This window comes from Duganella sp. Dugasp78 (assembly GCF_059491455.1).
On record NZ_CP168506.1, the window covers coordinates 3,849,165 to 3,875,447 of the forward strand.

The 26,283-nt window shown below is 63.5% G+C and carries 17 protein-coding genes, 1 tRNA gene and 1 pseudogene; 11 read left to right on the forward strand and 8 right to left on the reverse strand.

The genetic code is table 11. The features are described from left to right. Positions 1-12: 12 nt before the first annotated feature. From ACEN9O_RS17100 to ACEN9O_RS17115, 4 genes and pseudogenes are all read right to left on the reverse strand, one after another. Positions 13-1,539 (reverse strand): ATP-binding protein, encoded by a 1,527-nt coding sequence (locus ACEN9O_RS17100; protein WP_495613058.1) that lies wholly within the window; start codon positions 1,537-1,539, stop codon positions 13-15. 5 nt (positions 1,540-1,544) lie between these two features. Next, a complete protein-coding gene (locus ACEN9O_RS17105; RefSeq protein ID WP_495613059.1) occupies positions 1,545-3,041 on the reverse strand; it encodes an ATPase domain-containing protein in 1,497 nt (498 codons plus the stop codon). A 106-nt stretch (positions 3,042-3,147) separates the two neighbouring features. Further along, a complete protein-coding gene (locus ACEN9O_RS17110) occupies positions 3,148-4,365 on the reverse strand; it encodes a diguanylate cyclase domain-containing protein (RefSeq protein ID WP_495618497.1) in 1,218 nt (405 codons plus the stop codon). Between the two features lie 66 nt (positions 4,366-4,431). After that, positions 4,432-5,301 (reverse strand): annotated as a pseudogene (locus ACEN9O_RS17115) (cache domain-containing protein); the annotation flags it as partial. Between the two features lie 197 nt (positions 5,302-5,498). Here ACEN9O_RS17115 and ACEN9O_RS17120 point away from each other — a divergent pair. The 5 genes from ACEN9O_RS17120 to ACEN9O_RS17140 all read left to right on the forward strand — a co-directional run bounded on the left by ACEN9O_RS17120 (position 5,499) and on the right by ACEN9O_RS17140 (position 12,817). Continuing rightward, positions 5,499-6,686, forward strand: a complete 1,188-nt coding sequence (locus ACEN9O_RS17120) for an efflux RND transporter periplasmic adaptor subunit (RefSeq protein WP_495613060.1) — start codon at positions 5,499-5,501, stop codon at positions 6,684-6,686. Between the two features lie 12 nt (positions 6,687-6,698). Beyond that, positions 6,699-9,833, forward strand: coding sequence for an efflux RND transporter permease subunit (locus ACEN9O_RS17125; protein WP_495613061.1), 3,135 nt, complete (start codon positions 6,699-6,701; stop codon positions 9,831-9,833). 14 nt (positions 9,834-9,847) lie between these two features. After that, positions 9,848-11,284 (forward strand): AdeC/AdeK/OprM family multidrug efflux complex outer membrane factor, encoded by a 1,437-nt coding sequence (gene adeC, locus ACEN9O_RS17130; protein WP_495613062.1) that lies wholly within the window; start codon positions 9,848-9,850, stop codon positions 11,282-11,284. A 125-nt stretch (positions 11,285-11,409) separates the two neighbouring features. Beyond that, entirely contained in the window at positions 11,410-12,024 is a 615-nt protein-coding gene (locus ACEN9O_RS17135) for a TetR/AcrR family transcriptional regulator (RefSeq protein WP_495613063.1), read from the forward strand. Positions 12,025-12,109: 85 nt separating this feature from the next. Continuing rightward, positions 12,110-12,817, forward strand: a complete 708-nt coding sequence (locus ACEN9O_RS17140; protein WP_495613064.1) for a fumarylacetoacetate hydrolase family protein — start codon at positions 12,110-12,112, stop codon at positions 12,815-12,817. Positions 12,818-12,822: 5 nt separating this feature from the next. Here the strand turns inward: ACEN9O_RS17140 and ACEN9O_RS17145 are convergent, their stop codons facing one another. Continuing rightward, positions 12,823-13,659 carry an SIR2 family NAD-dependent protein deacylase gene (locus ACEN9O_RS17145; RefSeq protein WP_495613065.1) on the reverse strand — a complete coding sequence of 279 codons (837 nt, stop codon included), beginning with the start codon at positions 13,657-13,659 and terminating at the stop codon, positions 12,823-12,825. A gap of 120 nt (positions 13,660-13,779) precedes the next feature. Here ACEN9O_RS17145 and ACEN9O_RS17150 point away from each other — a divergent pair. The 3 genes from ACEN9O_RS17150 to ACEN9O_RS17160 all read left to right on the forward strand — a co-directional run bounded on the left by ACEN9O_RS17150 (position 13,780) and on the right by ACEN9O_RS17160 (position 15,852). Beyond that, a tRNA-Pro gene (locus tag ACEN9O_RS17150) sits at positions 13,780-13,856 on the forward strand. Between the two features lie 351 nt (positions 13,857-14,207). Beyond that, positions 14,208-14,708 (forward strand): hypothetical protein, encoded by a 501-nt coding sequence (locus ACEN9O_RS17155; protein WP_495613066.1) that lies wholly within the window; start codon positions 14,208-14,210, stop codon positions 14,706-14,708. A gap of 139 nt (positions 14,709-14,847) precedes the next feature. Beyond that, complete coding sequence (locus ACEN9O_RS17160; RefSeq protein WP_495613067.1) at positions 14,848-15,852, forward strand: RelA/SpoT domain-containing protein; 1,005 nt, start codon at positions 14,848-14,850, stop codon at positions 15,850-15,852. Between the two features lie 77 nt (positions 15,853-15,929). Here the strand turns inward: ACEN9O_RS17160 and ACEN9O_RS17165 are convergent, their stop codons facing one another. Continuing rightward, a complete protein-coding gene (locus tag ACEN9O_RS17165; protein WP_495613068.1) occupies positions 15,930-16,577 on the reverse strand; it encodes a hypothetical protein in 648 nt (215 codons plus the stop codon). Between the two features lie 413 nt (positions 16,578-16,990). Further along, positions 16,991-18,325, reverse strand: coding sequence for a flagellin N-terminal helical domain-containing protein (locus ACEN9O_RS17170; RefSeq protein ID WP_495613069.1), 1,335 nt, complete (start codon positions 18,323-18,325; stop codon positions 16,991-16,993). On the opposite strand from ACEN9O_RS17170, the gene ACEN9O_RS17175 reads away from it, so the two are divergent. From ACEN9O_RS17175 to ACEN9O_RS17185, 3 genes are all read left to right on the forward strand, one after another. Continuing rightward, positions 18,300-18,701: a VOC family protein gene (locus ACEN9O_RS17175; protein ID WP_495613070.1), complete on the forward strand. Its 402-nt coding sequence runs from the start codon at positions 18,300-18,302 to the stop codon at positions 18,699-18,701. The genes ACEN9O_RS17170 and ACEN9O_RS17175 overlap by 26 nt on opposite strands. A gap of 247 nt (positions 18,702-18,948) precedes the next feature. Further along, positions 18,949-22,059: a TonB-dependent receptor gene (locus ACEN9O_RS17180; protein WP_495613071.1), complete on the forward strand. Its 3,111-nt coding sequence runs from the start codon at positions 18,949-18,951 to the stop codon at positions 22,057-22,059. An 86-nt stretch (positions 22,060-22,145) separates the two neighbouring features. Continuing rightward, on the forward strand, positions 22,146-23,687 hold the full coding sequence (locus ACEN9O_RS17185; RefSeq protein ID WP_495613072.1) for a tryptophan halogenase family protein: 1,542 nt from the start codon (positions 22,146-22,148) through the stop codon (positions 23,685-23,687). Positions 23,688-23,774: 87 nt separating this feature from the next. Here ACEN9O_RS17185 and ACEN9O_RS17190 read toward each other — a convergent pair whose 3' ends face one another. After that, positions 23,775-26,213 carry a GH92 family glycosyl hydrolase gene (locus tag ACEN9O_RS17190; RefSeq protein ID WP_495613073.1) on the reverse strand — a complete coding sequence of 813 codons (2,439 nt, stop codon included), beginning with the start codon at positions 26,211-26,213 and terminating at the stop codon, positions 23,775-23,777. Positions 26,214-26,283 lie beyond the last annotated feature (70 nt).

Sequence of the window (26,283 nt, forward strand, 5' to 3'; positions counted from 1 at the left end):
CGGGCGCGCGCCTCAGCGCGCCGCCTGCACCTGCTCGCGGTTGTGGTGCGCGCCGGCCAGGCGGATGATCTGGTCCAGCTCCACCGGCTTGACCAGGTGATGGTCGAAGCCGGCCTCGCCGGAGCGGCGGCGGGCATCGCCCTGGCCCCAGCCGGTCAGCGCGATCATCAGGATGCCGTCGGCGCCAGGGCGCTGGCGGATCGCCCGCGCGGTCTCGTAGCCGTCCATGCCGGGCATGCCGAGGTCGAGGATGATCAGGTCCGGCGGATGCGCGCTGCTGGCCGCGATGGCGCTGGCGCCGTCGTACACGGCGTGCGCGTCGAAGCCGTCGATCTCCAGCAGCGCCGCCAGCGAGTCGGCGGCGTCCTGGTTGTCGTCCACCACCAGCACCTGCACCTTGCGGCCGTCGGCGTCGCTGCTGGCCGGCAGCACGGCATCGTCGCGCGCGGCGCCGCTCACCACCGGCAGGCGGATCGTGAACTGGCTGCCCTGGCCGGGCCCGGCGCTGCTGACCTCCACCGAGCCGCCATGCATCTCGGCGAACTGGCGCGCCAGGCTCAGGCCTATGCCCAGGCCGCTGGAGAACTGGCCGGCCACCGTCCTGCTCTGCTCGAACATGCGGAAGATGCGCGACATCGATTCGGCATCCAGGCCGATGCCGTTGTCGCGCACCGTCACCTCCAGCGTGTCGCCGTCGTGCGCCGCGCGCACCGCCACCTGGCCGCCCTGCGGCGTGAACTTGACCGCGTTCGACACGATGTTGGCGATGATCTGCACCACCCGCGCATAGTCGGCGTCGAACGTCAGGTCCTCGGCCGGCAGCTGCCAGCCGATGTCGATGCGCTTGGCGTCGGCCGCCTGCACGCACAGCTCGCCGACATGGTTCATCACCGCGGCCAGGCTCACCGGCTGGCGCTGCAGCGTGATCTTGCCGCTGGTGATGCGGGCCACGTCCAGCAGGTCGTCGACCAGCCGCGTCAGCAGCCGCACCTGGCGCTCCACCACGTCGCGGATGCGCGCCACCGGCTGCGCGTCCGGGTACAGATGGGTGAGCAGCGAGACCGAGGTGCGGATCGGCGCCAGCGGGTTGCGCAGCTCGTGCCCCAGGCTGGCCAGGAATTCATCCTTGCGGCGCGCCGCCTCGCGCACCTGGTACTGCTTGTGGCGGGCGCGCAGCGTGGCGTGCAGGGCGGTGATCAGCGTCAGCGTGCGCACCGGCCGCTCGATCAGGCTCAGGTTGCCCAGGCCGGCCACGGCCCGGCGCACCATCGGCGAATCGGCGCCGCGGTGGGTCAGCAGGATGATGGGCAGGTCGGACCAGTCGGGCTGGCGCGCCACGTGCGCCTGCAGCAGCTGGTAGCCGCCCGGCGCCAGCGCCTCCTCCACCGTCAGCACCGCGCCCGCGCCTTGTTCCAGCTGCGTGGCCAGCTCCGCCAGCGAGCAGCAGATGTGGCTGTTGATGGACGCCATCGCCATCACCTTGGCCGCCAGCGGGGCGTCCTGGCCGGTCGGCGCGTAGATCAGGATGCGCGTTTCCATCGGTGTCAGCCGGGCCGCTGGCCGCCTGCGGCCTGCGGCGCGTTGAAGGTGGGCACGCCGGTCAGGATGCCGTGGAAGTCGTTGAGCACCGGCCCGACCTGGATGCCGTCCTTGCTGATCTGGAAGCGGCGGATGGTGCGCTCGTGCGCGCTGCCGCGCTTCTTGAACACGGAAATCGCCTGCCGCACCTCGCCCTCGGCTTCGAAGTAGCGCAGCATGATGACGTTGTCGGCGATGTAGCTGGCGTCGATGGCGGTGGTCATGCCGCTGCCCAGCATGCCCTGCTGGACGCCGACCACGATGCTGACCACGCCGCGCTGGCCCAGGTAGGTGAGCAGCTCGTGCAGGTAGATGGCGAGGAAGCGCTCGTCCGGCACCGCGTTCAGGTAGCCGTTCAGGCTGTCGATCACGACCACCCGCACGCCGCGCTCCACCGCCTGCATCACCGCGTGCGAGAACTGGCCGGGCGTCAGCTCGGCCGGATCGATCTGCTGGATCGTCAGCAGGTCGCGCTCGATCGCCTCGGCCAGCCGCATGCCGACGCCGGCCGCGCGGTTGAGCATATTGTTGCGCGCCTCCTCGAACAGGAACATCGCGCACGGCTCGCCGCGCTGGGTGGCGGCGTGCACGAACTGCGCCGCCAGCGTGGACTTGCCGGTGCCCGGCGGGCCGGAGATCAACGTGCTCATGCCTTCCTCGAGGCCGCCGCCGATCAGCTGGTCCAGCGCCGGCAGCCCGCTCGACAGCTGGCGCCGCTCGCTGACCACGCGGGTGGCGGCCGCCTCCAGGCGCGGGAAGACCTGCAGCCCGCCGCTGACGATCTTGTAGTCGTGGGCGCCGCCGCGGAAGGCGATGCCGCGGTACTTGACCACGCGCAGGCGGCGCCGCTCGGCGCCGTAGGCCTGGTCGGCCAGCTCCAGCTTCATCACCCCGTGCGCCACGCTGCGCACCTGCAGGTCGGTGCTGAGGGCGGTGCGGTCGTCGAGGAAGATGGTGGTGCAGTTGCGGCTGCTCAGGTACTGCTTGAGCGCCAGCACCTGGCGCCGGTAGCGCAGCGGGCTTTCCGCCAGCAGCTGCAGCTCCGACAGCGAATCGAGCACCACGCGGCGTGGCTGGTGGTGCTCGACGGCGGCGACGATGCGCTGGGTGGTGTTGCCCAGTTCGATCTCGGACGGATGGAAGATGGTGTACTGCTGCTCGGGATCGAGCACGTCCTCGTTGGGCAGGATTTCCTCGACGTGGATGCCGTCCATGGTCCAGCCGTGCGACTGCGCCACGCTCAGCAGCTCGACGGCGGTCTCCGCCAGCGTGATGTAGAGCACGGCCTCGCCCTGGCGCGCGCCTTCGTTGAGGAACTGCAGCGCCAGCGTGGTCTTGCCGGTGCCGGGCTCGCCCTCGACCAGGTAGAGCCGGTCGCGCGTGAGCCCGCCGGCCAGGACTTCGTCCAGGCCGGGCACGCCGGAAGAGAGAAACAGATGAGTGACGCTGTTCTGGGCTTGCATAGGCGGTCCGAAAAATAGCCCCCCATGGCAGGGGTGCGGCTGATCTTCGGCTGATACTACCTGAAATGGGCGAAGCGGGATTTTCGATAGCAAGCGTGCGCGCCGCTCAGCCCTGCAGGCGCTGCTGCGCGCCTTGCTGCTTGTTGAGGTACATGGCCCGGTCCGCGCGGCTGAGCAGCATCTCGATATCCTGCGGGTCGTCGGGATGGTGGATGGCGATGCCGATGCTGGCGCTCAGCGAGACGGAGGCGGTCTTCAGGTGGAACGGCTGCTGCAGCGCCGGCAGCAGCTTGTCGGCGGTCTCCTGGGCGGCGCTGTCGCTGTGCAGGTTCTCCAGGATGACGATGAACTCGTCGCCCGCCAGCCGGCCCACGGTGTCGGTCTTGCGCACGATGTGCTGCACCCGCGCGGCGAACTGGCGCAGCAGCTCGTCGCCTTCCTCGTGGCCGTAGCGGTCGTTGATCTGCTTGAAGCGGTCCAGGTCGAGGAAGAACACGGCGCAGCTCTGGCGCAGGCGGTTGGCGCGCTGGATGGCGTCGTTGAGCGCCGTCATCAGCGCGCGCCGGTTGGGCAGGCCGGTCAGGGTGTCGCGCAGCGCCATCGCCGCCATCGATTCGAACAGCGACTTGCGCTCGCTGATGTCGTGCAGGAAGGCGATGAACAGGTGGCCGCTGCTGCGCGGCACATAGGCCAGCGACACCTCCACCGGCAGCTCCTGGCCGGCGCGGTTGCACAAGGTCAGCTCGATGCGGCGATTGAGCACGGTGTCGGCGCCGCTGTCGGCCAGCTGGCGCATGTCGCGCTCGTAGGCGCGGCGCAGCAGCGGCGGCAGCACCATGGACGCCAGCGGCTGGCCGATCACCTCGGCGCGGCTCCAGCCGATCAGTTTTTCGGCCTGGCGGTTCCAGTCCAGCACCACGCCGCCCGGATCGAGGGCGATGAAGGCGTCGTGGGCGTTGTCCAGGATGGCGCGCAGCTCGGCCGCGCGCTCCTGCAGCAGCAGCTGCGTGCTTTGCTCCTGCGCCAGCGCGCGTTCCAGCAGCAGCGCCTTGCGGGCGATCTCGCGGGTGCGCTCGGCCACGGTCGATTCCAGCTGCTCGTTCATGCCGCGCAGCGTGGCCAGGTGGCCCTGCTCGTTGCGCACCAGGTCGGCCAGCGCCTGCGACAGCACCTGCGCCTCATGGAAGCTGTCGATCAGCGGGACCGGCGCCAGCGCGCCGGGTTCGGCGCCGGCCGCCGCGGCCGAGCGCTGTTCGATATTTTTACTGAGCGCGTTGAGCGGATGGGTGAGCCGGCGCGCCGCCACCGACGCCGCCAGCGCCATCGCCACGCCGAGGATGGCGCCCAGCAGCAGGATCTGGCGCTCCAGCGCGCGGGCGCCGGCCAGCGCCACGTCCTCCGGCTGGCGCACCAGCACCGACCAGGCCAGCGTGGCCGGGTCGTTGGCGTTGCCGGTGCGGGAGAAGCCGGTCAGGTAGCTGTGGCCGTCGGCCCAGGTTTCCTTCAGCGACCCCGGCGCGCCCGACTGCGACAGCGCCAGGCTGGTGCTGTCGATGGTCTTTTCCTCGGTGCCCTTGGGGCCGAGCATGACGGTGCCGTCGCCGCGCACCACGAAGATCTCGGCCGAGTATTGGTGGTCGGCCGGCGCCAGGATGGTCTGCACCAGGCGCCGCGCCCAGTTCCAGCTCATGTGCACGCACAGCACGCCGCGGTAGCTGCCGTCCGAACGCCGCACCGGCCCGGCGGCGTCGACGAAGCGCCACGGGTCGGCGCTGTGCGGCAGTGTTTTGCCGAGCAGGGTGGCGGGGTGAAAGTCGCCGGCATACAGCTGGTCGCGGCCGCCCTTGAACCAGGCGCGCCCGCTGACGTCCTGGCCTTCGAGCAGGCCCTGGGTGGCGGCGTAAACGCTGCCGTCGGGATTGGCCAGGCCGATCCAGGCGTAGTCGGGGAAGGTTTTTTGCAGGCTTTCCAGCACCCGGCGGACGTCGGCGGGGGAGTTGGCGTCGCGGATCTGCGGCAGTTCCGTGAGCAGCTGGACGTCGCCGGTGGCCTTCTGCACCACGCGATTGAGCGCATCGCGCATCTGCCACGACAGCTGCTGCAAGCGCTGGCCCGCTTCGCGCTCGGCATAGTCGATGGCGAAGTGATCGACCAGCACCAGCAGCGACAGCACCGACATCAGCACCGTCGCGGCCACGCCCACTGTCACCAGCGTGGTGAGGCGCGGCCGGGCCGCGCGTGGGGTGGGCTGCGATGTCATGGCACGGGCCAAGAATGATGTCTGAAAGAAATTAATTCATTGTAGCACCGGGCGCGGCGCCTGCCCCGGCCACCCTCTGAAATTCACCAGCGTGCGCCACGTTTTGTCGTGTCATGGACAAAAAGCTGGCTTGACTTAATTAGAATGATCGTTCATTCTATCGATCTATGCACATAATTTATACAGAAAGTCACATTATGGAAGCTCTTTTCTGCAGGACCGCAGCCCTGATCGCCGTCACCGCGCTGGCTGCTGGTTGCTCCCAATCCACGACCGAATCACCTCATGCGCAGGTGGCGGAAGTGGGCGTTTTCAAAGTGGCGCCGGAAGCGCTGCACATCACGACCGAACTGCCGGGCCGCACTGCCGCCTTCCAGGTGGCCGAAGTGCGCCCGCAGGTCAGCGGACTGATACAAAAACGCCTGTTTGTCGAAGGCGCCGACGTCAAGGCCGGCATGGCGCTGTACCAGATCGACGCGGCCAGCTACCAGGCGGCCTGCAACTCGGCCAAGGCGGCGCTGGCCAAGGCCCGGGCCAACCTGATGACCAGCGGGCCGAAAGTGGCGCGCTACAAGGAGCTGGTGGCGATCGAAGGCGTGAGCCGGCAGGACTACGACGACGCCGTCGCCGCCAACGAGCAGGCCAAGGCCGACGTGGAATCGGCCGCCGCCGCGCTGGAGCAGGCGTCCATCAACCTCAAATACACGCACGTGGACGCGCCGATCGGCGGCCGTATCAGCCGCTCGGCCGTCACGCCGGGCGCGCTGGTGACCGCCAACCAGACCACCGCGCTGACCACCGTGCAGCAGCTGGACCCGATCTATGTCGACGTCACGCAATCGAGCGAAGACCTGCTGCGCCTGAAACGCGAGCTGGAAAGCGGCGGCTTGAAGCAGGCCGGCGGCCAGGCCAGGGTCACGCTGCTGCTGTCGGACGGCAGCAAGTACGCGGAAAGCGGCAAGCTGCAGTTCTCCGACGTGACGGTCGATCCGGGCACCGGCAACGTCACCCTGCGCGCGCTGTTCCCCAACCCCAGGCACGATCTGCTGCCTGGCATGTTCGTGCGCGCAGTGGTGGAATCGGGCGTCAACGAGCAGGCCATCGCCGTGCCGCAGCAGGGCGTGACCCGCAACGCCAAGGGCGAGGCGACCGCGCTGGTGCTGAACAAGGAAGGCAAGGTCGAACAGCGCACGCTGGTCACCGGCGGCACGCTGGGCGACAAGTGGCTGGTCAAGTCCGGCCTGAACGCGGGCGACCTGCTGATCGTCGAAGGCGTGCAGAAGGTGAAGCCCGGCGCGCCGGCCAACGCCGCGAAACCCACCACCGCTGCCGCAGCCGTGGCAGTGGGCGGCGCCATGCCGTCCAGCGCCAAGAGCGCCCAGTAAAGGAGCATGGTCATGTCACGTTTCTTTATTGACCGCCCGATCTTCGCGTGGGTCGTCGCCATCGTCATCATGCTGTCGGGCGTGATCGCGATCCTCGGCCTGCCGATCGCGCAGTATCCAAGCATCGCACCGCCGTCGATTTCGATCAGCGGCTCGTATCCGGGCGCCTCGGCCAAGACGGTGGAAGACGCTGTTACCCAGGTCATCGAACAGAAGATGAAGGGCATCGACGGCTTGCGCTACATGTCCTCGTCGAGCGACGGCACCGGCGGCATCAGCATCACGCTGACCTTCAGGAGCGGCACCAACCCGGACATCGCCCAGGTGCAGGTGCAGAACAAGCTGCAGCTGGCGACGCCGCTGCTGCCGGCCATCGTCACGCAGCAAGGCCTGGTGGTGGCCAAGGCCACCAAGAACTTCATGATGGTGCTGGGCTTCGTCTCCGAAGACGGCAGCATGAAGCAGGCCGACCTGGGCGACTACGTGGCCGCCAACGTCATCGATCCGCTCAGCCGCGTAGAAGGCGTGGGCGACGTGACGCTGTTCGGCGCCCAGTACGCGATGCGCATCTGGCTCGATCCGGCCAAGCTGCAAAGCTATCAGCTGACGCCGGCCGACGTGACCGCCGCCATCACCGCGCAGAACACCGAAGTATCGGCCGGTGAGCTGGGCGGCGCGCCAGCCATGCCGGGCCAGCAGCTCAACGCCACTGTGTCGGCGCAGAGCCGCCTGCAGACCGCCGAGCAGTTCGGCGCGATCCTGCTGAAGACCGCGAGCAGCGGCGCCACCGTGCACCTGCGCGACGTGGCCCGCATGGAGCTGGGCAGCGAGAACTACAACGTGCTGGCCCGCTACAACGGCAAGCCTGCCACCGGCGTCGCCATCAAGCTGGCCACAGGCGCCAACGCGCTCGATACCGCCAACGCCGTCAAGGCCCGCATCGCGGCGATGGAGAAGCAGTTCCCGGCCGGGATGAAGGCGGTGATTGCCTTCGACACCACGCCATTCGTCAAGCTGTCGATCGAGGAAGTGGTCAAGACGCTGGTGGAGGCGGTGATCCTGGTGTTCCTGGTGATGTACCTGTTCCTGCAAAACTTCCGCGCCACGCTGATTCCGACGATGGCGGTGCCGGTGGTGCTGCTGGGGACCTTCGCGATTTTGTCCGCGTTGGGCTATTCGATCAACACGCTGACCATGTTCGCCGTGGTGCTGGCGATCGGCCTGCTGGTCGATGACGCCATCGTGGTGGTGGAAAATGTCGAGCGCGTGATGACGGAAGAGGGCTTGTCCCCGCTCGAAGCGACGCGCAAATCGATGGGCCAGATCAGCGGCGCGCTGGTGGGCATCGCGATGGTGCTGTCGGCGGTGTTCGTGCCGATGGCCTTCTTCAGCGGTTCCACCGGCGTGATCTACCGCCAGTTCTCGGTGACGATCGTTTCAGCGATGGTGCTGTCGGTGCTGGTGGCGATGATCTTCACGCCGGCGCTGTGCGCGACCCTGCTCAAGCCAGTGGCCAAGGGCCATGCGGCGATTAACACCGGCTTCTTCGGCTGGTTCAACCGCAGCTTCGACCGCAGCAGCTTGAAGTACCAGGGCTGGGTGGGCGCGCTGCTGAACCGCGGTGGACGTTCGCTGATCCTGTACGCGCTGCTGCTGGCGGTGCTGGCCTTCGTGTTCGTGCGCTTGCCGACTTCCTTCCTGCCGGAGGAAGACCAGGGCGTGCTGTTCTCGCAAATCCAGCTGCCGACCGGCGCGACCCAGCAGCGCACGCTGAAGGTGATCGAAAAAGTCGAGCAGCACTTTCTGAACGAAGAGAAGGATTCGGTGGCGTCGGTGTTCGCGGTGGCTGGCTTTAGCTTCAGCGGCAACGGCCAGAACACCGGTATCGCCTTCGTCCGCATGAAGGACTGGTCGGAGCGCAAGGGAGCTGGCCAGCGCGTGAACGCCATCGTCGGCCGCGCCATGGGCAGCTTCTCGCAGATCAAGGATGCGATGGTGTTTGCCTTCGCGCCGCCCGCCGTGCTGGAACTGGGTAACGCCAGCGGCTTCGACCTGCAGCTGCAGGACCAGGGCGGCGTAGGCCATGAGGCGCTGATGGCGGCGCGTAACCAGATGCTGGGCATGGCGTCCAAGAATCCGGTGCTGATGGCGGTTCGTCCCAACGGCCAGGAAGATACGCCGCAGTACAAGATCACGGTCGACCAGCAGAAGGCGACGGCGCTGGGCTTGTCGATCGCCGATGTGAACAAGGTGCTGAGTACTGCCTGGGGTAGCGCCTACGTCAACGACTTCGTGGACCGTGGCCGCGTGAAGAAGGTGTACATGCAGGGCCAGCCCGATTCGCGCATGTCGCCGGAAGACCTGGGCAAATGGTTTGTCCGCAATGCAGACGGCGAGATGGTACCTTTCTCGGCCTTCTCGACCGGCAAATGGATCTACGCGTCGCCGCGCCTGGAACGCTACAACGGCTTGCCGTCGACCGAGATCCTCGGCATGCCGGCGCCCGGCCAGAGCTCCGGCGCCGCGATGGTGGAAATCGAAAAGATGGCGGCCCAGCTGCCGCCTGGTGTCGGCTTCGAGTGGACCGGCCTGTCGACGGAGGAACGCGACTCCGGCTCGCAGACCACGCAGCTGTACGCGATCTCGATCCTGATCGTGTTCCTGTGCCTGGCCGCGCTGTATGAAAGCTGGTCGATTCCCTTCTCGGTGCTGCTGGTGGTGCCGCTGGGTGTGATCGGCACGGTGCTGGCGACGTTTGTGTTCAAGCTGTCGAACGATGTGTACTTCCAGGTCGGCTTGCTGACCGTGGTGGGGCTGGCGGCGAAGAACGCGATCCTGATCGTGGAGTTTGCGAAGGAGCTGCAGGAGCAGGGCGTGGAGCTGAAGCAGGCGACCCTGCAGGCCGTGCGTCTGCGACTGCGTCCGATCCTGATGACGTCCATCGCCTTTGGCCTCGGCGTGCTGCCGCTGGCGATCAGCAGCGGCGCCGGTTCCGGCAGCCAGAACGCGATCGGCGTCGGCGTGTTGGGCGGGATGCTGTCCGCAACCTTCCTGGGCATCTTCTTTGTGCCGGTGTTCTTTGTACTGGTGCGCGGTTTCTTCAGCAAGAAGGCCGCCGCTCCTGTTGCCGCTGTGGAGGCGCATTGATCGTGGAAAAAATCATGAAAAAATCTATATTCACCATGGCGGCGTTGGCGATGCTAGCGGGTTGCAGCCTGGCGCCGGTGTATGAACGTCCGGCGCAACCGGTGGCGCAAGCCTGGCCGGCTGGCGATGCCTACCAAGGCGTGCCGGCAGCGGCGGCCGATGCCAGGCCGGTATCGGAAATCCAGTGGCGCGAATACTTTGCTGATGAGCGTCTGCGCAAGGTGATCGCGCTGGCGCTGGCCAACAACCGGGACCTGCGCGTCTCGGTGCTCAACATCGAGAAGGCCAAGGCGCAGTACAACATCGACAGCGCGGCTTTGCTGCCCAAGCTGTCGGCCAATGTCGGCCAGAGCGCATCGCGCACGTCTTCGACCATGACAGGCACCGGCGAGGCGGCCATCAACCGCCAGTACAGCGGCGGGTTGACGATGGCGTCGTATGAGCTGGACTTCTTCGGCAAGGTGCGCAACCTGTCGGAAGCGGGATTGCAGACTTACCTCGGCACAGAGGAAGCGCGCCGCGCGCAGCAGATCACGCTGGTGGCCGAGGTGGCCAACGCCTACCTGACGCTGATCGCCGACCAGCAGCGCCTGAAGCTGGCGGCGGAAACGCTGCGCAGCCAGCAGACGTCCTATGATCTGAGCAAGAAGCGCTTCGATTCCGGCGTCACCTCAGGCGTTGATATGTATGAAGCCCAGACCAGTGTGGAATCGGCGCGCAGCGACATGGCGGTCTACACCGCGCAAGTGGCGCTGGACCAGAACGCGCTGACACTGCTGGTCGGCAGCGGCGTGCCTGCGGAGTTTCTGCCTGCCGGCGAGCTGGATGCGGTGACGCAGCTGGCCGCGATTCCGGCGGGCCTGCCGTCGGACCTGCTGCAAGCGCGCCCCGATGTGCAGGAAGCGGAACGCGCGCTGCGTGCCGCCAACGCCAACATCGGCGTGGCGCGCGCCGCCTTCTTCCCCAGCATATCGCTGACAGCGTCGGGCGGTAGCGCGAGCAGCAACTTGTCCGGCTTGTTCAAGGCGGGATCGTCGACGTGGAGCTTCGTCCCGCAGATCAATCTGCCGATCTTCGACGGCGGCGTCAATCGCGCCAATCTGAATATCGCCAAGGCCAATCGCGACATCTCGGTGGCGCAGTACGAGAAGGCGATCCAGGTGGCGTTCCGCGAAGTGGCCGACGCGTTGGCCCAGCGCGGCACGCTGGACGAGCGCATCGCCTCGCAGCAGGCGCTGGTCGATGCGGCCGACAAGAGCTTCCGCATCCACGAGGCGCGCTACCGCAAGGGCGCGGACTCGTACCTGAACGCGCTGGTGTCGCAGCGCGCGCTGTACGCGGCGCAGCAGGGCTTGATCACTGCGCGCCTGGGTAAATCCAGCAACGCCGTCACCCTGTACAAGGTACTCGGCGGCGGCTGGCAGCCGGAAGCCGCCCAGCAGCGCAGCTAAAGTGGCCGCAGCGGCCGGCCCTGAGTGTTGCGCGCCTGCCGCCTTCGGCTGCTGATAAATTGACAAAAGGGGGCCGCTTCGCCACAGTACCGCCTCAGGCAAGATCGTTACCCAAGGAAGACTCCATGACCGCACCCATCGCAAAACGACGCACCGACCCGGAACGGGCGCAGAACCGGCGCAACCAGGTGCTGGAAGCGGCCGCCGTCTGCTTCGCGCGCAGCGGCTTCCATGGTGCGAGCATGGCCGAGATATCCAAGCAGGCCGGCATGAGCGCCGGCCATATCTACAACTACTTCGACGGCAAGGACGCCATCATCCTGGCCTTTGTCGCCCGCGAGGCGGAGCATGTATCGGGCCTGCTGCGCGACCTGGCCACGCGCGAAGATCCGCTGGAAGCGATACTGGAAGATGCGCCCATCCACATCGACGAGTCGCTCGACCCGCAGCCGTGGAGCGTGCCGCTGGAGATGTTTGCCGAGGCCTCGCGCAATCCGGTGATCGCCGCCAAGATGCGCGAAAACGAAGAAGTCTCGCGCGCGCAGTTGCGCGCGCTGGTCAAGCGCGGCCGCGAACAGCGCAATCTGCCGGTGGACGACGTGCTGCTGGACGGCCGTCTCGACACACTGATCTCCTATTTCCACGGGCTGACGATACGCGCGCTGTACCGGCCGAACATGGACCGCGCCAGTCTGGCGGAGGCCTTCCGCGTCGCCATGCGCGCGCTGCTGATGACCTGATTTGTCTCGTATTGTTTCCGTCCGCTGCGCGCGGGCGGAGGCTGTTGTACCATGCCTGATCTCCCATTCCCGCTATCGGAGCATCATGACATCCTACGTAATTCCCGCCCATGACATCGTCGGCCTACCGGTCGCCGGCACCACCGACCTGTTCCCTGTACGCCGCGTCTACTGCGTCGGCCGTAACTACGCGGCGCATGCGCGGGAGATGGGTTTCGACCCGGACCGCGAACCGCCATTCTTCTTCTGCAAACCAAACGACGCGCAAGCGGTCATCCCGGTGCCGCCCGGTGTGGTGCTGGACCTGCCGTATCCGCAGGCGACCAGCAACCTGCACTACGAGTGCGAACTGGTGGTCGCCATCGGCAAGGGCGGCAGCAACATCGCGGTGGAGGACGCGGCCGCGCACATCTTCGGCTACGCGGTAGGGTTGGACATGACACGCCGCGATTTGCAATTCAAGATGCGCGACGCCGGTCGCCCTTGGGAAATCGGCAAGGCCTTCGACTACTCGGCGCCGGTTGGCATGATCCATCGCGCGGCCGAAGCGGGAGACATCAACCGCGCGGCGATCCAGCTGGAGGTGGATGGCGTGACCAAACAATCGGCCACCATCGATCACCTGATCTGGTCGATCAGCGAGACCATCGCCAATTTGTCCACGCTGTTCGCGCTGGCGCCGGGCGACCTGATTTTCAGCGGCACGCCGGAAGGTGTGGGAGCGGTCGTGCGCGGACAGACGCTGGTGGGCAAGGTGGATGGCCTGTCCGGCATCGCCGTGAAATTGGTGTAAATCGTTTATAGCAATGCGTCGATCGCCGTCAAGGCGGCGAGGGCGCCCATCGCCAGGCCCACATCGAGCGGGCTGGCGACATCCGGCTCGCGTGGATTAATCCGTATCATGCGGCCGTTGTGACTATGAAGCACGCGCTGACCAAAGTGGCGCACCGACGGTATCACCGCTCCCGCGCCCAACTCGATCACCAGGGGACGCTGCGCCTTCTGCAGCAGGGTTTGCAGCTGCGCCTCCTGTATCACCGCGCGCCGCTCGTTCCAGCCCCAATCGCCGAACATCAGGATATTCGGCCGCGCCATGCCGCCGCATTGCGGGCAAAGCGGCGCGGCGTTCAGCAGGCGGCAGGCCTCGGTATCGACTTCCGGCACGAAGCCGTCGGCGCTCCAGATATCCGGGCCGCACGGTTCCATGCATTGCAGGTGATGGATGGAGCCGTGGTATTCGTAGACGCCATGCGGATCGAAGCCGGCGCGCTGGAAGTGGCCGTCGACGTTGCTGGTGAAGACGCCATAGCCGGCCTCCATGCCTTCGCCCCAGGCTTTGAGCAGGGCGAAGCCTGCGTGCGGCGTGGTGTTGCGGTAGAGCTGCAAGCGATGGCCGTAGAAGCCCCAGGCCAGCGTTGGGTCGGAGCGGAAGGTGTAGGGCGTGGCGACGCTGGCGAACTCCATGCCGGCGCGGCCGAGGGCGGGGTAGATTTTCCAGAAGCCCTCGTTGCCGCGAAAGTCGGGCAGGCCGGAATCGACGCCCATGCCGGCGCCGGCGGCGATGATCAGGGCGTCGGCCTGTTTGATGAGGTCGGCGGCTTGTTGCAGGGCGGCGAGTTCGGCGGGGGAGTGCATGCGGGTTTCCGATGACGAACGGAAATGCTTATCTTACTCCTGCGCAGAGGGGAGATTGCAACGCCGGTGAAAAGCAAACATGACAAATACTTAAAGCCGCTGTTATAATTCCAAATTCGTCGGGGCGTAGCGCAGCCTGGTAGCGTACTTGCATGGGGTGCAAGGGGTCGGAAGTTCGAATCTTCTCGCCCCGACCAATAGAATCAACGACTTAGGCCAATCTTCGGATTGGCCTTTTTCGTTTTACGCTCCCTGCCTTAACGGTGCCTTGAATTATGTTGGCCTTAGACGAATTTCTTTGTATGTCTTCGGAATATCGGTGCCAATTTAGTTGTGATATTGCATATAATTGGTCTTGTGAGAAACTTGCTTTTTTCTTCACTCCTCCAATGCAAGAAAGAGATCGATTTCGAAAAGGTGTACGATATGGCGACCAATAACCCGCGACCGACCCCAACCCCAAGCCCCGCGCGTGAAGAACGTGCACACGTTCCTCGACCAGCGGAGCACCGCCCTGCGCCACCAGCGCCGACGGAAAGGAGATAGCTATGTCCGATTTCGAATATCTTTACAAGCGCCGATGCGACGTGCGTCAGCGTGTGCTGGCCAACCGTATCTATTATCAAGAGCGCCAGCGGATATTCGAGTTCAGGGAAGGTTTTATAAAAGTCGTCTCGATCCTTGCTGGCTCGTATGCGTTCGCAAAGATGGCCGATCCCGAGGTTGTAGCCTGGTGTGCAATTGCTATCACGACCAGCAGCGCCGCCTCGTTGGTGTTCGGCTTCGGCACCAAAGCACGCGACAGCGCCAAGCGTAGCTCTGAGTGGGCACTGCTGGAGCGCGATATAGAGCTTCCAGGCGAGCGACATTTCACCGAAGACCAGGTGGCTCAGTGGATGTCGCGATGCAATGAAATCGAAGCGGGTGAACCCGCCGCACACCCAGGCTTATTCGAACGCGCAAATCACCGTGCATGTGAGGCAATGGGAAGCAATCCGGGCAAGGTGCATTGGTGGCGCCTTTATCGGCCCGCAATCTTTATTCCGTAGATGAGTGCTAGTACGCGGGAACACGCTCGTCCAAAGAAGTTTGCATATCCAAATGAGTGTAATATTTTTGTTTTTGTTGCACTAAATGCATAAATCTGGTTAGATGCTGAATTGAAAACTCAAGGCCCAGCGGCGATTTATGCCATATTCATACGGTGACCCATCCCTTTATAGTCGTACAGCGGTACGCCGTGCGGGTGAGCGTACTGCGCAAGACAATGCGACAGACCTCGACGCTGAAGTGATTACCAATTGGCGTAACTCTCATGCCTTCGTTCTCACAACGTTTCGAAACACCTTGCGTCGCTACATCGGGGCCAGGCCAGTAATTTTCGCGCAGCGACTCAAACGATTAAACACAATTATCGACAAGCTTAAAACTGGGCGAGCAAAAGACCTGTCGACGATGCATGACCTAGCTGGTTGCCGGCTAATCTTTGATAGCGTGGAAGACCTGCGTGATTTTCGAGCACGATTTCATCAAAGTCGCGCTAAGCACGAGCGAATACACGCTGATAAGTACGACTACATAGATTTCCCAAAGCCGACCGGATACCGGGGCGTTCATGACGTATTCCAGTATCACGTGAATGATGAGAGCGCCGGGAGCATTTACAACGGCCTCCGAATCGAAATACAGTACAGAACCAAGGCGCAGCACGCTTGGGCAACCGCAGTAGAAATTAGTGATATCCTCGATGGACACCGAATAAAATTCGATGTTGGTGCGAATGTCCGACGCGAACGGCTGTTTGTACTTTCGAGCGAATATATTGCGCGCACCAAGGAAGATATTTACGGTCCTTGTCCGGATCTCAGCGATAAAGAGCTAGTTTCTGAAATGAAAATTTTGGAAGCAGAACTTCACATTATTGCCAATTTGAGAGCGGCTCGAAAAAGTAATTTAGAAATACCACGAAGAAAAAACATCGTTTTGCATTTTTCAGCCGATGGATTGCAGGCATATGGTTGGGTTGAAAGTAAAGGGGCTTTGCACTTCCGTGACTTGATTGAAAAGGCGCACCCGGCAGATGACGTAGTCTACGTCAGTGGTGCAAACCCGGCTGCTATTGCAAACGCATTTAGAAACTATTTCAAAGATGCTGCGGATTTCGTCGATATGGTGTCCCCAGCGCTAAGGTAAACTCCTAGCCTGAAGTTGAGCCCGCTAACGTAAGGTCGTTCGCTTTTTGCAAAGAGCGCCACCTAAAATTATGGACGTTATTGCGGTGGAGGGGATACAGCGGCTATGACCAAGGCGTTACCGCCGACTTGTTCGTGGGCCAAAAAACAAATTAGTTGCTTATTTCCCAAGCAGGTCTTTATATGGTGCGTGTTGAGAAGTGCCAAAAGCTTTTTTGCCCAATTTAAACCTGTCTCAACATTTGGCGGCTGCTTGGGATTCGTTTCTCGATAGATAACTGCCATGCTGCCTCTGTGCAGGTGTTGATGGGTTTCTGCATAGAGCTCCAAAAACTCTGCTTTGCTTAAATAGCCAGTTTCTACGTACTCAATATGGTGTGTCCCGTTAGATGACGTTATCGTTATCGGCATCGGGAAAAATTCTGGGTGGAGCGTTTCCAGTTTTTGCAAGATCGCTCCCGCTTGATAGAGCTTTGGCAGTTGCCCCAATTTTTCCTTTCCAAGGTCCCCATGAGCCACCAAACACCCGATAGCAACTAATTCACAGAGCATCCTAAGCTGCAAGTAGATCAGTTCGGCTGTCAGCCATGGCTGTAATGACGCAGTGCCGTCAACAATTGTTTTTAGCGCCTCAATACGAACTCTCACTTCGTTAAGTATGTCGGCATACTGACCTTGCATGTGAAGTTCCGCTTTGGTCAGGTGTGGAAGTCGATCAGATTCCATGTAAAAAGCTCCGATGTTGAAACAGCGTCGAATCCGCCCCATGGAGGCAGACTCCTTGCTAAGGCGTAGTTAACTCTTCGGTAAATTGTAGCGACTCATCTCTGTTGTCTTGCTACGTTCGGTGGGAAAAAACGACTAGACGGGCCTCGTCTTCATTGCGAGCGTAGAAGTACGTCAGTGCTAGGCCGAGGACGTTCCCAATCCGCTCCGTCAACGCTGTTCCTAGTATGTGTACCGCGTTCATAGCGGTTCATTCTTGCGCTTGTGCTCTCAACCTCTAGACCTGACTGGAGACCATGCTGTTCTTGCGGTAGCCCGCTTTTGAGACGCGCTTCCATTTGGCGATCGCCCAATGCAGACATCCTCTTTTCCTGATCTCAAAAGGAAAGGAAGCCAAGCCGGTGTCCACGGCCTCAGACCAGCAAGCCCATCACCATGGAACTGATGCTATTACTCCGATGCAGCATGGTTGTGGATGCCTGCATCAGCATCTGGTCGGAAATCATGCCGGCGCTCTCCTGCGCAAAGTCGGTGTCCATGATGCGACCCGTCGCCAGTTTAGTGTTGCTCTCCATGCTGGCCTGATTGTTGTACGCGTGGTCCAACCGGTTGGCGTAGGCGCCGATTGCCGCGCGCACGCCGGCCACAGCGTCGAGGGCCTGGCCCAACTTATCGATGCTGCCGCGGGCCAGTGTCGCTGTGACGACGTCGCTGCCGGCAGCACTGTTTGCGATGCCGAAGGTATCGTAAGTGGTGGCGGCAGCATGTAAAGCCGTGTGCATGGCGTCGAGCAGCGGAGTCAGCGTGACCGTCATGACCTCCTTGCTTGATGCGCCGATCTGGAAATTTTCGCTGCTGGAAAAGATGCCGTTGACCACGGAGGCCAGAGCCACCTTGGCAGCGTAGACCTGGGCGTCGTTGGCCGCGGTCTGCGCGACACTGGTTTGCAAGGTGTATGTGGCTACGGCGGCTGTGGCGACGGCCAGCGCCGACTGGGTCGCCGGCGTGGAGCCGGCGGCATCTGCCGCGAACGCCGCAGCATATTGCGCGTTGGCGGTACCTAGCGCGGCGCTGCTGCTGGCCGCGAACGCAACCGCATTGGCTGTCGTCGCCTGTACGGCCGCCCGCTCAGCTGCGGTGTCTCCGGTAAGCAATTTGGTGCCACCAAAGGTGGTGCCGATCGCAATATTGCTAAGCTGATTACTCAAGGCCGTATATTCAGCTTGCATCGCCTGGCGGTCCATGGCCGCGCTGCTGCCGTCGGCCGCCTGGGTTGCCAAGTCCTTCATGCGAATAAGGATGGTCGTACTTTCGTCCAGCGCGCCGTCCGCAGTTTGCAAGATGGACTGGGACTTGTGGATATTTCCCATCGATACGTCCATGCCGCTCGACTGCGCCTTCAGCCGGGTGGCAATCTGCAGCCCTGCCGCATCATCCATCGCTGAATTGATGCGCAGTCCGGTACCCAGACGCGTCATGGTCACCGCCAACCTGCCCGAGGTGAGGGCAATCGTGCGTTGGGTAGCGAGGGACGCGTAGTTGGTATGGATACTGAGCATAGTACTGTGGGCGTACCGAAACCCTCGCTTAGAACGAAATGTCACTATAACAGTTGATGTTCCATAAGGAAATCTTCCTGCAAATAAAGGCGCCAATGTATGTCGATTTTTGAGTATGCCGGACGTCGTAGGTAGGAATTCACCACACTCGAAAGGAAGCAACATGAACAAACAGATCATTGTGAACATGTCGGTCAAGGACCTGGACAAGTCGAAGGCCTTTTTCAGCGCGCTGGGCTATACCTTCAACCCCACGTTCTCGAATGACAACGCGGCCTTGATGGTCATTGCCAAGGACAGCATCCACGCCATGCTGATGACGGAAGCGTTCTTCAACACCTTCACCAGCAAGAAAATCCCCGACACCCGTGAAATGATCGAAATGTGGGTCTGCCTGACCTGCGAAAGCCGCGAAGAGGTGGACGACCTGGTGGCCAGGGCCGTGGCCGCCGGCGGCACGCCAACCGGCGCCGCCGAAGACTACGGCTTCATGTACGGCCACGGCTTCGAGGACCTCGACGGCCACACCTGGCAACTGAACTACATGCGCGGCACCCCCGCCTGATCCCACTCCCGGCGACGCCCGGCTGGCGGGTGTCGCGTACCCACCTCGCTTGTTTCCTAAACCACGCTAAACTTCATGCAATCTTTGAAAGTTTGTAGAGCCCCCTTCGCTTCTTCTGTATAAATCTTTCTGGTTGGAATGCGGTGTCCATCGATATGCAAGCGGCTTTTTAGCCGTTTAGGAAATCGATGCCACCGTCAAATAATAAATACAGCCCCTCGTTGGGCACACGACCAGGAGACAGTACATGACGTTCAAAACCCCTCACGCTGCACGGCAGCGCCGCTGGACCAAGACGCCGATCGCCACGGCCTTGAGCCTTGGCCTGATGACCCTTTCCAGCGCCCACGCGCAAACCGCGCCCGCCGACAAGCCGGCCGATAAGAATGCCGACGCCAAACCGGTCGACTCGGTGGTCGTCACCGGCTACCGCTACGCGATCGAGAAAAGCCTCGACCAGAAGCGCAACGCCAACGCCATCGTCGACGTGGTCACCGCCGAAGACATCGGCAAGTTCCCCGACAAGAACGTGGCCGACGCCTTGCAGCGCGTGCCCGGCGTGATCATCGACCGCAGCGGCGGCGAGGGCAAGAACGTCAGCGTCCGCGGCCTGTCGTCGGAACTGACCCTGACCCAACTGAACGGCAACTACATCGCCACGGCCGAGTCCAACGGCGATCCGACCCGTTCCTTCAACTACATGCTGATGCCGGCGAACATGCTGTCCAGCGCCGAGCTGTTCAAGACGCCGGAAGCGCGCATCGACGAAGGCGGCATCGGTGGCACGGTGATCCTGCATACGCGCCGTCCGCTGGAGGTCAAGTCAGGCACCGGCTTCGTTTCCGCCGAAGGCACCTGGGCCGACACCAGCAAGAAGACCGACGGCCAGTTCTCAGGCCAGTACGCCTGGCACGACGAGGGCAACCGTTTCGGCGTGCTGGTCGGCTACACGCAGCAGAAACGCACCACCCGCACCATGGGCGCCGGCGTTGAAAACTGGCAGTGGTATGGCGACGACTACGATGCGCATCCTGCCACCGATGTCAACGGCAAGCCGTCCAACATGAACAGCTACTGGTGGGGCCAGTCCGGCTTCAATGACCAGAACGGCAAGCACTACACCAATTTCATGATGCCGACGTCGCTCAACTTCGACGTCAAGACCGAGGACCGCGAGCGCAAGGGCGGGCAGCTGACCTTGCAGGCCAAGCCGATCCGCAACCTGACCGTGACGGGTAACTACTTCCGCTTCGACCTGTCGCAGAACTCGCAGACCAACACGCTCAAGATCCCGGAATGGAATCTGGCCCGCTATGACGGCGACGGCAACTGGCCGGGCGGCCGCATGCTCGACGGCCTGACCTTCGACCGCAGCGGCACCATCGTCACCGGCGCGCAATACAGCGCGCATGCCGGCAAGAAGTACTACTGCAGCGGAGACCAGGCCAAGGCCGGCGGGCTGACCAACACCGGCGGCTTCGGTCCGGACGATTGCACCATCCCGACGCCGCAGATCACCGGCAGCTACAACCGTGAAAAGGCGCTGTCGCAAACCGCCGACCTCGAAGCCGAATGGCACGGCGAGTCGCTGGACGCCACCATCAAGGGCGGCCGTACCTGGGCCGGCGGCGGTCCCGAGCTGCAATTCGCCATGCCGATCAAGCCGCGCCTGCAAAACGCGGACGGCAGCTGGACCCTCGGCAACTACGCCAGCGCCTGGAGCACGGCCGGCAAGCCGACCATGACCTTCTCGCCGGAGCTGATGGCGAACCTGCAGAAGGGCATCGGCGAAATCGACCTCGGTTCGACCAGTTCCTCGTGGACCCACAACAGCACCCAGCAGAAATACGCCCAGGCCGATTTCACCTGGCACAGCGACAGCAACTGGCTGGACTCGCTGCAATTCGGCGGCAAGTACCGTGACGGCGGCACCCACCGCAGCACCGGCAACAACTACTGGGTGTGCAAGGGCGCCGATCCGGCCAACTACGACAAACGCTACCAGGCCGGCTGCGATTCCACCGCCAACAAGTTCCAGCCGCAGTTCCTGTACAGCCAGTCGCTGGACAACCTGGCGGGCGGCATCAGCGCCAGCGCTTTCCCGGCGATTAACTATCCAGCCTACATCGCCTACCTGAACCAGACCTACGGCCAGATGCAGACCCGCAACGAAGACAACTTCGTCTACAACGTCAACGAGAAGATCTCGTCGACCTACTTCCAGGCCAACATCAAGACCGACCGTCTGCGCGGCAATGTCGGCTTGCGCGTGGTGCGCACCAGGCAGCATGCCGATTCGACCGACCGGGTCGATAACTACAACGACTACTTCTACGACGGCCCCAATGGCAGCCCGGCGCCTTGCCAGGCGGGCGGCGCGCCTGCGGTCGGCGCACCTGCCGGCTCCGGTTGCACCAGCGGCTTCACCAGGCTGCCGGACAACATTGCGCATACCTCGTCGTTCGTGCTCAGCTCGCTCGACCGCAGCTACAACGACGTGCTGCCGAGCTTCAACCTGGCCTTCGACGTGCGCCCGGACCTGCTGCTGCGCATGGCCGCGTCCAAGGTGGTGTCGCGGCCGAGCTATGGCGACATCGCATCGCCGGGCGGCTTGCAGAACTACAGCCAGGAATACGTCAACGACCGCCGTTTGATTGGTGGCGGCGACAAGCAGGGCTGGTTCGGCGAGGGCAGCAACAAGCAGCTCGATCCGTACAAGGCCACTCAGTTCGACGTGGGCCTGGAGTGGTACTTCCACCGCGGCTCCGTGCTCGGCGCCGACCTGTTCCGCAAGAACGTCAGCAACTTCTCGGTGCCGGTGGTGCGCGACGTGACCATGAACGTCGGCGGTCAGTCCGTGACGGTGCAGAACTACTCGACCACGGCCGGCGGCCGCAATGGCGTGTCGCAGGGTATCGAGATGTATGCGCAGCACACGCTGGCGTCCGGTCTCGGCTTCCAGGTCAACTATACCTACAACAAGACCAATCAGGCCGCCATCACTCTCGGCGACGGCACTGAAATCGGCAAGTCGCCGCTGGTTGGTAGCGCCAAGAACCAGGCCAATGTCACCGTGTTCTACGAGACCGACAAGTACCTGCTGCGTGCTTCGTACAACCGTCGCGGCGAAGTGGTAGACGGTCTGGACAACGGCTTGAACGTGTATGAGGAACCCTACAGCCAGATCGACCTGAACGTGGCGTACAACATCACCAAGGAACTGAGCCTGACCGCTTCGGTGTTGAACCTCACCAAGGAAGAGACGCGTTCGCACCTGGGTAGCGACACCAAGGATCGCTTCTACTCCAGTGGCTACACCGGCCGCATTGCGTACTTCGGCCTGAACTACAAGTTCTGATCTTCCTCCCGTCCCCCCGGGTTCCCGTCGGCGTTGCCTGTCCTGGCAACTGCCGACTTTTTTGCTTGTGCAAGGGATAGCGAAAAATGAAAAACACTCCCAATCCGAGCGGCGCCGACCACCGCATCCAGCGCGTGGTCGTCGTTGGCGGCGGCAGCGCCGGCTGGATGGCGGCTGCGGCGCTGGCCACTTACCTGGGCAAGCAGGCTTCGGTACGGCTGATCGAGTCCGAGGAAATCGGCATCGTCGGCGTCGGCGAGGCCAGCGTGCCGCACATCCGCATGTTCAACGCGCAAATGCTGGGCATCGATGAAACCGAGTTCGTCAAACGGACACAGGGCACGATCAAGCTCGGCATCGAGTTCAAGGACTGGTCGCGCATCGGCGACAGTTATATCCACGGCTTCGGTGTCATAGGCCGCTCGCTGGGGCCGCTGCCGTTCCACCAGTTCTGGCTGAAGCTGTTCCAGTCGGGACGTGCCGCGCCCATCGGCGATTATTCGCTGCAGACCGTCATGGCGCCGCAGGGAAAGTTCGTACCCGGCGACAGGAATGCGCCGGCCAATTCGCCGCTGGCCGACATCGCCTACGCCTATCACTTCGACGCCAGCCTGTATGCGCGCTTCCTGCGCGAGCTGTCGGAGCAGCGCGGCGTGCGGCGCATCGAAGGCAAGATCGTCGGCGTGAATCAGCGCGCCGGCGATGGCTATGTCGAGTCGGTGAGGCTGGAAAACGGCGAGGTCGTTGAAGGTGAATTGTTCATTGATTGCTCGGGCTTCCGCGGCTTGCTGATCGAGCAGACGCTCAAGACCGGCTACGAGGACTGGACGCATTGGCTGCCTTGCGACCGTGCGATGGCGGTGCCCAGCGAACGCGTCGATCCGATCACGCCGTACACGCGCGCCACCGCGCGCGAGGCGGGCTGGCAGTGGCGCATTCCGCTACAACACCGCACCGGCAATGGCTACGTGTATTCGAGCCGCCACCTCGGCGACGACCAGGCCGCCGCGACGCTGCTGGCCAACCTGGACGGCAAGGCGCTGGCCGAGCCGCGCCAGTTGCGCTTCACGCCCGGCATGCGCAAGAAGTTCTGGAACAAGAATGTGGTGGCGTTGGGACTGGCCAGCGGCTTCCTGGAGCCGCTGGAATCGACCAGCATCTATATGGTTCAGTCGGGTATCAGCCGGCTGTTGGCCTTGTTCCCCGGCCGCGATTTCAACCCTTTGCTGGCCGAGCGGTTCAACCGCGAATCCGCGTTCGAGTACGAGCGGGTTCGGGATTTCTTGATCCTGCATTATCATGCGACCGAACGTAACGACACGCCGTTCTGGGATTACTGCTGCACCATGTCCATTCCGGATAGCTTGCGGGAGGTGATGGAACTGTTCCGCAGCGACGGGCGCTACTTCCGCAACGGCGAGGATTTCTTTGCGTTGCCGAGTTGGGTGCAGGTGATGCTGGGCCAGCGCATCCTGCCGCAAAGCTACCATCCGATCGTGGACGATATGCCGGAAGATAAGTTGGTTCAGTACGTGGAGGGGATGCGCGCGACGTTGGCGCAGGCCGTCGCGGCGATGCCGACGCACGGGGAGTGGATCGACCGGTATTGGAAGGCGGCAGCGCCATAACCGTCGTTCCCGCGCAGGCGGGAACCCATACGCCGCGTGGTCAGAGACTCGGCATGGATTCCCGCCTGCGCGGGAATGACGGGGTAGTTACTGGCTGCGCGGCTCGCGCAGATCGGCGGGCAGGGCGTCCGCTTGCGTGCCCCAGGTGTGCGCGGCGGCGTCGCTGCCCAGTTTCATCTGGATCTGCCCACCGGCGTTGAGCTGCTCCCAGTCCAGCCAGACCTGCTGCAACGGCTGGCCGTTCCAGCGCACCTGCTCGATCGCCATCGGTGCCTGAGCCTTGCCGCCGGCGGCGTTGCTATTGATGCGCAAGGTCTTGCCGTTGCCCACATCCAGCTCTGCGCTGGCGAACTTCGGCGCATGCAGCAGGAAGTGTCCGCTGCCCGGCATCGACGGATACAGTCCGAGCACGCTGAACACATACCACGCCGACATGGTCCCCAGATCGTCGTTGCCGGTAACGCCGTTCGGCGCGTTGGTGAACAGCGTTTCGGCAGCGCGCAATACGGTGCTGGTCTTCCACGGCTGGCCAACCAGCGTGTACATCCACGGCGCATGCAGGTCCGGCTCGTTGTTGGGGTTATAGCGATACTGGCTGTAGTAGTTATACGGCCCCATCACCCAATCCTTGCGTACCGCCTCGTAGGGATTCTTGCGCAAGGCGTCGTAGGCGAAGAAGGCGTCGAGCCTGCGCGCGGCCTGCGCGCGTCCGCCCATCGCCGCCACCAGGCCGCCCACATCCTGCTGCACCAGCCATTGATACTGCCATGCCGTGCCTTCGTGGAAGCCGTGTTCGGCGCGCGGACTGTAGCTGCCGTCGAGTTCCGCAAACCACGTGCCGTCACTCATGCGCGCGCGCGGAAAACCCTTGAAGCCCAGTTCCTTGTCGTCCGCCGATGCATCCCAGACCTTGCGCCAGTTGCCGGCGCGCTGGCGCAGCAGCGCGGCGTCGTCATGCTTGCCCAGTGCCTCGGCCATGTAGGCCAGCGCGCCATCGGCCTGCGCATATTCGAGCGTGGCGGAGCCGCCGTGGTGCGGATCGACATCCATGCCCTTGGCGCGGAAGGCGCGGTCGTACTGCACGTAGCCGTTTGCCAGGTAGCTTGGATTGCCGGCCCGGCCTTCGCTGCGGCTGCCGAAGGGCGGCACGCCGAAGGCATTTTCACGCAGCGCCGTATAGGCGCGCTGTTCCTGGCCTTTCAGCGCACCGAAGCGCCACAGGTCGACCAGGAAGGGCGTCACCGGGTCGCCCGTCATTACGTTGGATTCGAAGTTGGCGTAGCCCCAGCGCGGCAGCCATCCGCCTTGTTCGCGGGTCTTCAACACCGAATCGGCAATGTCGCGCGCGCGCTGCGGGCGCAGGAGCGCCAGCAGCTGGTTGTGCGCGCGGTAGGTGTCCCACAGCGAGAAGAACTCGTAGTAGGTGGCGCCGTCGGCGTTGTGCAGGGCGTCGTCGTAGCCGCGATAGCGGCCGTCGGCGTCGTTGCCCGTCAGGGGCTGCAGCAGCGCGTGATACAGGGCGGTGTAGAACACCGTGCGCTGATCCTTGTCGGCGCCGCCGATGCGCACCGTGTTCAGCTCCTTCTGCCAGGCGCGCTGCGAGGCCACGCGCATGGCGTCGAAGCTGAGCGGCTGTGCGCCTGCGTAGGCGTCGGCGTGCAGGTTGCGGCGCGCGCCCTCGGCGTCGACGTGGGAGATGGCGCTGATGGCGGTGACGGCCTTGCCGTCTTTCAGGTCGAAGGTGAACCATGCGCCGTGCGGACGGCTGTCGCCTTGCTGGCTAAGGGCGCGGGTGCCGGGTGCGCCGCCGGCGTCGCTCCAGACGCCGTGCGTGCTGAAGGGACGGTCGAACTCCATGCGGAACCAGGTCGCGTACTGGGCGCCGCCGCAGAAGCTCTTGGTGACGATCTTGCCTTCGATGGCGCGGTCGCCAACCACCTGCAATGTGCTGCCGACCACCGAGTGGCGTTCATTGGCCTGGCCGACGTTGACCAGCACATGGCCCTGGCGCGCCGTGTCCGCGAAGGTGTAGCGCTCCGCGCCGGCGCGTGTGAGCGCCGTGGTTTCGGCGACGATGCCGCCGTAGTCGGTGAGCTTGATCTTGAAGTAGCCGGCCGTGCCGACTTCGCCCTCATGGGTGTAGCTGGACGCGTACTTCTTCTGATCGAAGCTGGCCGGCTTGCTGGTGTCGAAGCTGGCGCCGGGGCCGATGTCGCCGGTCACCGGCAGCACCGACAACTGGCCGCCCTGTTCCCAGCAACCGGCGCCGGACAGGAAGAAGTGGCCGAAGCCGCGGATCTTCGGGTCCAGGTAGCGCCAGCCCGCATAGTGCTCGCCGATCGGGCTCAGTTGCAGCATGCCGAATGGGGCGGAGGCGCCGGGGAAGGTATTGCCATCATCCTGGGTGCCGATGAAGGTATTGACCGGGAAGCCAGGTTCCGGTGCGGGCGCGGCGCCGGCCCAGATGCTGGTCATGGCCAGCGCGATGCTGAGCGCGAGCTGGCCGGTGGTGCGGTGTTGCGTCATTGATCGTCTCCAGTTGGTATTGTTATTGTGCTGTTTATAGCATCCGAAGCCTGCGGCGGCGAGGCGAGGG

What these genes read in the sequence shown, in the direction of transcription:
- ACEN9O_RS17100 (WP_495613058.1), bottom strand. Translation starts at nt 1,539, where the DNA reads ATGGAAACGCGCATCCTGATCTACGCGCCGACCGGCCAGGACGCCCCG.
- ACEN9O_RS17105 (WP_495613059.1), bottom strand. Translation starts at nt 3,041, where the DNA reads ATGCAAGCCCAGAACAGCGTCACTCATCTGTTTCTCTCTTCCGGCGTG.
- ACEN9O_RS17110 (WP_495618497.1), bottom strand. Translation starts at nt 4,365, where the DNA reads ATGGCGCTGGCGGCGTCGGTGGCGGCGCGCCGGCTCACCCATCCGCTC.
- ACEN9O_RS17120 (WP_495613060.1), top strand. Translation starts at nt 5,499, where the DNA reads ATGGAAGCTCTTTTCTGCAGGACCGCAGCCCTGATCGCCGTCACCGCG.
- ACEN9O_RS17125 (WP_495613061.1), top strand. Translation starts at nt 6,699, where the DNA reads ATGTCACGTTTCTTTATTGACCGCCCGATCTTCGCGTGGGTCGTCGCC.
- adeC (WP_495613062.1), top strand. Translation starts at nt 9,848, where the DNA reads ATGAAAAAATCTATATTCACCATGGCGGCGTTGGCGATGCTAGCGGGT.
- ACEN9O_RS17135 (WP_495613063.1), top strand. Translation starts at nt 11,410, where the DNA reads ATGACCGCACCCATCGCAAAACGACGCACCGACCCGGAACGGGCGCAG.
- ACEN9O_RS17140 (WP_495613064.1), top strand. Translation starts at nt 12,110, where the DNA reads ATGACATCCTACGTAATTCCCGCCCATGACATCGTCGGCCTACCGGTC.
- ACEN9O_RS17145 (WP_495613065.1), bottom strand. Translation starts at nt 13,659, where the DNA reads ATGCACTCCCCCGCCGAACTCGCCGCCCTGCAACAAGCCGCCGACCTC.
- ACEN9O_RS17155 (WP_495613066.1), top strand. Translation starts at nt 14,208, where the DNA reads ATGTCCGATTTCGAATATCTTTACAAGCGCCGATGCGACGTGCGTCAG.
- ACEN9O_RS17160 (WP_495613067.1), top strand. Translation starts at nt 14,848, where the DNA reads ATGCCATATTCATACGGTGACCCATCCCTTTATAGTCGTACAGCGGTA.
- ACEN9O_RS17165 (WP_495613068.1), bottom strand. Translation starts at nt 16,577, where the DNA reads ATGGAATCTGATCGACTTCCACACCTGACCAAAGCGGAACTTCACATG.
- ACEN9O_RS17175 (WP_495613070.1), top strand. Translation starts at nt 18,300, where the DNA reads ATGAACAAACAGATCATTGTGAACATGTCGGTCAAGGACCTGGACAAG.
- ACEN9O_RS17170 (WP_495613069.1), bottom strand. Translation starts at nt 18,325, where the DNA reads ATGTTCACAATGATCTGTTTGTTCATGTTGCTTCCTTTCGAGTGTGGT.
- ACEN9O_RS17180 (WP_495613071.1), top strand. Translation starts at nt 18,949, where the DNA reads ATGACGTTCAAAACCCCTCACGCTGCACGGCAGCGCCGCTGGACCAAG.
- ACEN9O_RS17185 (WP_495613072.1), top strand. Translation starts at nt 22,146, where the DNA reads ATGAAAAACACTCCCAATCCGAGCGGCGCCGACCACCGCATCCAGCGC.
- ACEN9O_RS17190 (WP_495613073.1), bottom strand. Translation starts at nt 26,213, where the DNA reads ATGACGCAACACCGCACCACCGGCCAGCTCGCGCTCAGCATCGCGCTG.